At 66.2% G+C, this 7,498-nt stretch carries 8 protein-coding genes; 7 read left to right on the top strand and 1 reads right to left on the bottom strand.

Annotated elements, in window-relative coordinates; all coding sequences use genetic code 11:
• From ACZ7NC_RS31920 to ACZ7NC_RS31910, 3 genes are all read left to right on the top strand, one after another.
• The coding region (locus tag ACZ7NC_RS31920) for a cytochrome c oxidase subunit I (RefSeq protein ID WP_471493102.1) at nt 1-813 on the top strand (813 nt) is incomplete at its 5' end.
• On the top strand, nt 810-1,208 hold the full coding sequence (locus ACZ7NC_RS31915) for a cytochrome c oxidase subunit 4 (RefSeq protein WP_471493100.1): 399 nt from the start codon (nt 810-812) through the stop codon (nt 1,206-1,208). The genes ACZ7NC_RS31920 and ACZ7NC_RS31915, both read left to right, overlap by 4 nt.
• A 130-nt stretch (nt 1,209-1,338) precedes the next feature.
• On the top strand, nt 1,339-2,586 hold the full coding sequence (locus tag ACZ7NC_RS31910; protein ID WP_471493098.1) for a L,D-transpeptidase: 1,248 nt from the start codon (nt 1,339-1,341) through the stop codon (nt 2,584-2,586).
• 77 nt (nt 2,587-2,663) lie between these two features.
• On the opposite strand, the gene ACZ7NC_RS31905 is transcribed toward ACZ7NC_RS31910, so the two are convergent.
• The gene (locus ACZ7NC_RS31905; protein ID WP_471493096.1) at nt 2,664-3,065 is read right to left on the bottom strand and encodes a response regulator; all 402 of its coding nucleotides are present in this window, start codon (nt 3,063-3,065) and stop codon (nt 2,664-2,666) included.
• Between the two features lie 145 nt (nt 3,066-3,210).
• Here ACZ7NC_RS31905 and ctaE point away from each other — a divergent pair, with 145 nt between their 5' ends.
• The 4 genes from ctaE to qcrB all read left to right on the top strand — a co-directional run bounded on the left by ctaE (nt 3,211) and on the right by qcrB (nt 7,403).
• Complete coding sequence (gene ctaE, locus ACZ7NC_RS31900) at nt 3,211-3,831, top strand: aa3-type cytochrome oxidase subunit III (RefSeq protein ID WP_471493094.1); 621 nt, start codon at nt 3,211-3,213, stop codon at nt 3,829-3,831.
• Nucleotides 3,832-3,910: 79 nt separating this feature from the next.
• Nucleotides 3,911-4,723, top strand: coding sequence for a cytochrome bc1 complex diheme cytochrome c subunit (qcrC, locus tag ACZ7NC_RS31895; protein ID WP_471493092.1), 813 nt, complete (start codon nt 3,911-3,913; stop codon nt 4,721-4,723).
• On the top strand, nt 4,720-5,769 hold the full coding sequence (gene qcrA / locus ACZ7NC_RS31890) for a cytochrome bc1 complex Rieske iron-sulfur subunit (protein ID WP_471493090.1): 1,050 nt from the start codon (nt 4,720-4,722) through the stop codon (nt 5,767-5,769). The genes qcrC and qcrA overlap by 4 nt, the downstream gene beginning before the upstream one ends.
• Nucleotides 5,766-7,403, top strand: a complete 1,638-nt coding sequence (gene qcrB / locus ACZ7NC_RS31885) for a cytochrome bc1 complex cytochrome b subunit (RefSeq protein WP_471493088.1) — start codon at nt 5,766-5,768, stop codon at nt 7,401-7,403. Before qcrA ends, qcrB begins: the two co-directional genes overlap by 4 nt.
• Nucleotides 7,404-7,498: the final 95 nt, after the last annotated feature.

Genomic DNA, 7,498 nt, shown 5'->3' with positions numbered 1-7,498 from the left:
GGTCTGTCCGTGACGGTGTGGGCGCACCACATGTACGTCACCGGAGGCGTCCTGCTGCCGTTCTTCTCCTTCATGACGTTCCTCATCGCCGTACCAACCGGCGTGAAGTTCTTCAACTGGATCGGAACGATGTGGAAGGGCTCGTTGTCCTTCGAGACACCGATGCTCTGGGCGACCGGCTTCCTGATCACCTTCACGTTCGGTGGTCTGACCGGTGTCATCCTGGCCTCGCCGCCGATGGACTTCCACGTGTCCGACTCGTACTTCGTGGTGGCGCACTTCCACTACGTCGTCTTCGGCACCGTCGTCTTCGCGATGTTCTCCGGCTTCCACTTCTGGTGGCCGAAGATGACCGGCAAGATGCTCGACGAGCGGCTCGGCAAGATGACCTTCTGGACGCTGTTCGTCGGCTTCCACGGCACCTTCCTGGTCCAGCACTGGCTGGGCGCCGAGGGCATGCCGCGTCGTTACGCCGACTACCTCGCGGCCGACGGCTTCACCGCTCTGAACACGATCTCGACGATCAGCTCGTTCGTGCTCGGCGCGTCGCTGCTGCCCTTCTTCTACAACGTGTGGAAGACCGCGAAGTACGGCAAGAAGATCGAGGTCGACGACCCGTGGGGCTACGGCCGCTCGCTGGAGTGGGCCACGTCCTGCCCGCCGCCGCGGCACAACTTCCTCACTCTGCCGCGGATCCGTTCCGAATCCCCGGCGTTCGACCTGCATCACCCTGAGATCGCGGCGCTCGACCAGCTCGAGAACGCGCCTCACGGTGACAAGGCTCTGGCTGGTGGCAAGGAGGTCGGCAAGTGAAGACTCAGGGCACGATGTTCACCTGGCTGAGCGTCTTCATCCTCGCCATGGCGGTCGTCTACGGCGTCTGGTCGAAGGAGCCGGCCGGTACCACGGCCCTCTTCCTGGCCTTCGCTCTGTGCATCATGATCGGCTTCTACCTGGGCTTCACCGCCCGGCGGGTCGACGCGGGCGCACAGGACAACAAGGAAGCGGACGTCGCGGACGACGCCGGCGAGGTCGGGTTCTTCAGCCCGCACAGCTGGCAGCCGCTCTCCCTCGCGATCGGAGGCGCCCTCGCCTTCCTGTCGATCGCGATCGGCTGGTGGCTGATGTACTTCTCGGCGCCGCTGATCCTGGTCGGCATCTGGGGCTGGGTCTTCGAGTACTACCGCGGTGAGAACCGCACCCAGTAACACGAGCTGAGCTCACAGGAGCCCGGACACTCCGTCAGGAGTGTCCGGGCTCCCGCTTTTGCAGTAATCGGTGTCACCCGTACGGGTTACCCGGCGCGCCGCCATTTACGCTGCTTCCTAGCGTGAAGCCATGAGCAAACCAACGCCCACGAGCACCGTCATAGGCTGCACGCTCCTGCTGATCGCACTCGGCGCCAGCGCCGCCGGCTGCAGCAGCGACGGCAACCCGCTGTCCGCCGAGCCGTACGACGCGGCGGGCCAGATCGCCTTCAACGGCCCGGGAGACGGCGAGAAGGCCGACCCCGACAAGCCCCTGGAGGTCACCGCGGCGGACTCCGACGGCCGCATCACGGACGTCACCGCCAGGGATGCCGCAGGACGCTATGTCGCGGGCGAACTCTCCGCCGACGGCACCCGGTGGCACAGCACCTCTCCGCTCGCCGCCAACGCCCGTTACACGGTGCGCGTGAGCACCGAGGACGAGGACGGGGCCCCCGGCCGCAAGGTCCTCACCTTCGACACCAGCAAGCCGACATCCAAGAAGCACCTGACGGTGAAGTTCGGCCCCAAGGCGGGCAAGTACGGCGTCGGCCAGCCCGTCACGGCCGAACTGAGCCGACCGGTCAAGACCAAGAACCAGCGCGCAATAGTCGAGCGGGCCCTCAGGGTCGACTCCATACCGGCCGTGGACGGCGCCTGGCACTGGGTGGACGACAAGGAACTCCACTACCGCCCCAAGGAGTACTGGCCCGCCGGAGCGACCATCCAGGCCCGCAGCAACCTGGAGGGCATCAAGATCAGCGACCGCGTCTGGGGCGGCAAGGCCAAACCCTTGACCCTCACCACCGGCGACCAGGTCATCGCCGTCACCGACGCCGCGGCGCACGTGATGACCGTGTCCAAGAACGGCGAGGTCATCAGGGAGATCCCGGTCACCACCGGCAAGCCCGGTTACGACACCCGCAACGGCGTCAAGGTCGTACTGGCCAAAGAAGGTACCGTTCGCATGACCAGCGCCAGCATAGGTTCCTCGGACTTCTACGACCTGATCGTGCACGACTCCGTCAGGGTCACCAACAGCGGCGAGTACGTCCATGCCGCCCCCTGGTCGGCCGGCTCCCAGGGCTACGCCAACGTCAGCCACGGCTGCACCGGCATGAGCTCCGCCAACGCCGCGTGGTTCTACGACACCATCAGCGAGGGGGACATCGTGCAGGTGGTGAACTCCAACGGCGACACCATGGCCCCCTTCGGCAACGGCTTCGGCGACTGGAACCTCAACTGGTCGAAGTGGCGGGGCGGCAGCGCCCTGGTGGCCGGCACGCCGGACGGACCACGACCGGAAGAGGCGGCTCGGCTGAGGCCAAGGGCGGTCTGAGCGGCCCGGGGGCGCGGGGTGTGTTCAATGCCCCCACGACCCGCAAGCCGCCGAACCACCTGCGGAACGCCCAACTCTCAGGCGCTCTGAAGCCTCTTCGTCCGCAGCAGAGAGGCGAGCGCCGCCGCGAACTCCACCGGCTCCACAGGCAGCGTCACAGCCGCCTCGGCCCGGCTCCAGGTGGCCAGCCACGCGTCCTGCGGCCGCCCGATGAGCAACAGCACCGGCGGGCAGTTGAACACCTCGTCCTTGATCTGCCGGCAGACCCCCATGCCTCCCATGGGCACGGCCTCACCGTCCAGCACACAGACGTCGATCCCGCCCTTGTCCAGCTCCTTGATGACAGCGGCAGGCGTCGCACACTCCAGGAACTGCACCACCGGCACATCCGGAGCGGGCCGGCGCCCGGTGGCCAACCTCACCTGCTCGCGGGTGTTGGAGTCGTCGCTGTAGACCAGCACCGTGGCGGTCGGCTGCATTGTTCCTCCGTGACGTCGGCGTCGTAAGGACAGGCCCGTTGGGCCGGATGCTACTCCCTTGAACACCACGTCAACACCGGTATGAACGGCCAAGACACTCCGAACGGCACCCCCCGGAGTGAGGGCGGGATAAGCGACCGACATAATGTCGGTCGTGGCGACAGCAACGACAGTAGAAACCGGGCACGCGCACCCGTCGGTCAACCGGCCGAACCTCACCAGCGTCGGAACCATCATCTGGTTGAGTTCCGAGCTGATGTTCTTCGCGGCCCTCTTCGCGATGTACTTCACCCTGCGATCGGTGACGGGTCCCGAGTTCTGGAGTGAGAAGGCCGAGGCCTTGAACTTCCCGTTCTCGGCGACGAACACCACGATCCTGGTGCTCTCCTCTCTCACCTGCCAGCTCGGCGTCTTCGCCGCCGAGCGCGGTGACGTGAAGAAGCTCCGGGGCTGGTTCATCGTCACCTTCATCATGGGTGCGATCTTCATCGGCGGTCAGGTGTTCGAGTACACCGAGCTGGTCAAGAAGGACGGGCTCTCGCTCTCCTCCGACCCGTACGGCTCGGTCTTCTACCTGACCACCGGCTTCCACGGCCTGCACGTGACGGGCGGACTCATCGCCTTCCTGCTGGTCCTCGGCCGCACATATGCGGCGAAGAGGTTCACGCACGAGCAGGCGACCGCCGCGATCGTCGTGTCCTACTACTGGCACTTCGTCGATGTCGTCTGGATCGGCCTCTTCGCCACGATCTACATGATCAAGTAGCCGGGCCGATCCCGCGCGCGTTCCCAAAACGCACATCCCAGAAGCATCGACGCAGAAGATCCTGACACCGGGGTAATCCGTGAAAAAGCTCTCCGCACGACGACGCCATCCGCTGGCGGCGGTCGTCGTCCTACTCCTCGCCCTGGCGTGCACAGGGGGGGTGTATGCCTTGTTCGCACCCACGGGCAAGGCGCAGGCCGAGGAAACCGCCCAGTCCCTCACGATTGAAGAGGGCAAGAAGCTCTACACCGTCGGCTGCGCCAGCTGCCACGGAACCGGTGGTCAGGGCACCTCCGACGGTCCGAGCCTGGTGGGCGTCGGCGCCGCCGCCGTCGATTTCCAGGTCTCGACCGGCCGTATGCCGGCCGCCACCTCCCAGGGCGCCCAGGTCCCGGCGAAGAAGAACATCTACTCGCAGGCCGAGATCGACCAGCTCGCCGCGTACATCGCCTCGCTGGGTGCCGGTCCGTCCGTCCCGACCGAGGAGCAGTACGGCCCCGAGGGCGCGGACATCGGCAAGGGCGGCGAGCTCTTCCGCAACAACTGCGCCCAGTGCCACAACTTCACCGGCAAGGGCGGCGCGCTGACGAAGGGCAAGTACGCACCGAGCCTCGAGGGCGTCGACCCCAAGCACATCTACGAGGCCATGCAGACCGGCCCGCAGAACATGCCGTCCTTCCCCGACACCACGCTGTCGGAGCAGAACAAGAAGGACATCATCGCGTACCTGCACGCGGTCAACAGCGACGAGACGGTCAACCCGGGTGGTCTGGAGCTGGGCGGCCTCGGGCCGGTCACCGAGGGCCTCTTCGCCTGGGTCTTCGGTCTCGGCGCTCTGATCGCGGTCGCCATCTGGGTCGCCGCTCGGACCGCAAAGGCCAAGAAGTCATGAGTAGCCAAGACATTCCAGAAGAGAACCTGCCCGCTGAGCAGGACGCCCGCGTAGCGGTAGCCGACGAGAAGCACCCCTTCGCCGACCCCGGCCTGCCGCCCCACGAGCACCGGATCCAGGACATCGACGAGCGGGCCGCCAGGCGGTCCGAGCGCGCGGTCGCCCTGCTGTTCACGGTGTCGATGCTGGCCACCGTCGGCTTCATCGCCTCGTACGTCGCGATCCCGCACGACAAGTCGATCTTCGTCTTCCCGGTCGGTCACCTCAACGCGCTGAACTTCGCGCTGGGTCTGACCCTCGGCGCGGCGCTGTTCTGCATCGGCGCGGGCGCGGTCCACTGGGCCCGCACCCTGATGTCCGACGTGGAGGTCGCGGACGACCGGCACGCGATCGCGGCGGAGCCCGAGGTCAAGGCCAAGGTCATGGCCGACTTCAAGCAGGGCGCCAAGGAGTCCGCGCTGGGTCGCCGCAAGCTGATCCGCAACACGATGTTCGGCGCGCTGGCCCTGTTCCCGCTCTCCGGCGTCGTCCTGCTGCGTGACCTCGGCCCGCTGCCCGGGACCAAGCTGCGCCACACGCTGTGGTCCAAGGGCAAGCTGCTCGTCAACATGAACACCAACGAGCCGCTGCGTCCCTCGGACGTCGCGGTCGGCTCCCTCACCTTCGCCAAGCCGGAGGGCCTGGAGGAGCACGACCACGACTTCCAGAACGAGATCGCCAAGGCCGCCCTGATGATCGTCCGGCTCCAGCCCGACGACATCAAGGACAAGCAAGAGCTCGACTGGTCCTACCAGGGCATCGTCGCGTACTCGAAGATCTGCACCCACGTCGGTTGCCCGATCTCCCTGTACGAGCAGCAGACGCACCACGTGCTCTGCCCCTGCCACCAGTCCACCTTCGACCTCTCCGACGGTGCCCGAGTGATCTTCGGTCCCGCTGGTCACGCCCTGCCGCAGCTGCGGATCGGCGTGAACGACGAGGGCTACCTCGAGGCGCTCGGCGACTTCGATGAGCCCGTCGGTCCTGCATTCTGGGAGCGCGGATGAGCACCACAGAGACCACTGAGTCCCGCTCGCGCGGGAAGGCACCGGCCGGCGAGCGCGTCGCCGACTGGGCGGACGGCCGGCTGGGGATCTACTCCCTGGCCAAGACCAACATGCGCAAGATCTTCCCCGACCACTGGTCGTTCATGTTGGGCGAGGTCTGCCTCTACAGCTTCATCATCATCATCCTCACGGGTGTGTACCTGACGCTGTTCTTCCACCCGTCGATGAACGAGGTGGAGTACCACGGCAGCTACGTCCCGCTGCAGGGACAACTCATGTCGGAGGCGTTCAGCTCGACGCTGCACATCTCCTTCGACGTGCGTGGTGGTCTGCTCATCCGGCAGATCCACCACTGGGCGGCGCTGATCTTCCTCGCCGGCATGTTCGTGCACATGATGCGCGTGTTCTTCACGGGCGCGTTCCGCAAGCCGCGTGAGATCAACTGGCTGTTCGGCTTCCTGCTGTTCGTCCTGGGCATGTTCACCGGTTTCACCGGCTACTCGCTCCCGGACGACCTGCTCTCCGGCACCGGTGTCCGCTTCACCGAGGGCGCGATCCTGTCCATGCCGATCGTCGGCACGTACATCTCGTTCTTCCTCTTCGGCGGCGAGTTCCCGGGCGTCGACTTCGTGGCCCGCTTCTACTCGATCCACATCCTGCTGCTGCCGGGCATCATGCTCGGTCTGGTGGTCGGCCACCTGATCCTGGTCTTCTACCACAAGCACACGCAGTTCGCGGGCCCCGGAAAGACCAACAAGAACGTCGTCGGCATGCCGCTGCTGCCGGTCTACATGGCCAAGGCCGGAGGCTTCTTCTTCCTGGTCTTCGGTGTCATCGCGGTGATCGCGGCGGTCGCGCAGATCAACCCGATCTGGGCCATGGGCCCCTATCGGCCGGACCAGGTGTCCACGGGCGCCCAGCCCGACTGGTACATGGGCTTCGCCGAGGGTCTGGTCCGGTACATGCCGGGCTGGGAGGTCAACTTCTGGGGTCACACGCTCGTCCTGGGTGTGTTCATCCCGCTGGTGCTCTTCGGCCTGGTGCTGATGGCGATCGCGGTCTACCCGTTCATCGAGTCCTGGGTCACCGGCGACAAGCGCGAGCACCACATCCTGGACCGCCCGCGCAACGCCCCGACGCGTACCGCGTTCGGCGTCGCCTGGGTCACGGTGTACATGATCGGCCTGGTCGGCGGTGGCAACGACCTGTGGGCCACCCACTTCCACCTGTCGATCAACGCGGTCACCTGGTTCGTCCGGATCGGGTTCTTCGCCGGACCGGTCATCGCGTTCATCATCACCAAGCGGATCTGCCTCGGCCTGCAGCGCCGGGACAAGGACAAGGTGCTGCACGGCCGCGAGTCGGGCATCATCAAGCGCCTGCCGCACGGTGAGTTCATCGAGATCCACGAGCCGCTCAGCCAGGACGCGCTGTACACGCTCACCGCGCACGAGCAGTACAAGCCGGCCGAGATCGGCCCGACGGTCGACGAGAACGGCGTCGAGCGCAAGGTGAAGGGCTCCGAGAAGCTGCGCGCCAAGCTCAGCAAGTCGTACTTCGGCGAGGACGGCCAGATCCCCAAGCCGACCGTCGAGGAGTACAAGGAGATCACGAGCGGCCACGGCCACCACTGATCGCCTGCCACGCCACGGTTGAGGGCCCCGTCCGTTGTACGGACGGGGCCCTTCTCCGTGCCCCGTGGCTGGATAGGGTGGACCTCGTTGAGACT

Source organism: Streptomyces sp. NPDC111802 (assembly GCF_055634335.1).
The sequence above is the reverse complement of the archived record's forward strand: the minus strand, read 5'-3'. Positions and strand labels throughout refer to the sequence as shown.

Excerpts from the sequence above, each read along its gene's own strand:
- ACZ7NC_RS31905 (WP_471493096.1), bottom strand. The coding sequence starts at position 3,065 with ATGCAGCCGACCGCCACGGTGCTGGTCTACAGCGACGACTCCAACACC.
- ACZ7NC_RS31910 (WP_471493098.1), top strand. The coding sequence starts at position 1,339 with ATGAGCAAACCAACGCCCACGAGCACCGTCATAGGCTGCACGCTCCTG.
- qcrA (WP_471493090.1), top strand. The coding sequence starts at position 4,720 with ATGAGTAGCCAAGACATTCCAGAAGAGAACCTGCCCGCTGAGCAGGAC.
- qcrB (WP_471493088.1), top strand. The coding sequence starts at position 5,766 with ATGAGCACCACAGAGACCACTGAGTCCCGCTCGCGCGGGAAGGCACCG.
- ctaE (WP_471493094.1), top strand. The coding sequence starts at position 3,211 with ATGTCGGTCGTGGCGACAGCAACGACAGTAGAAACCGGGCACGCGCAC.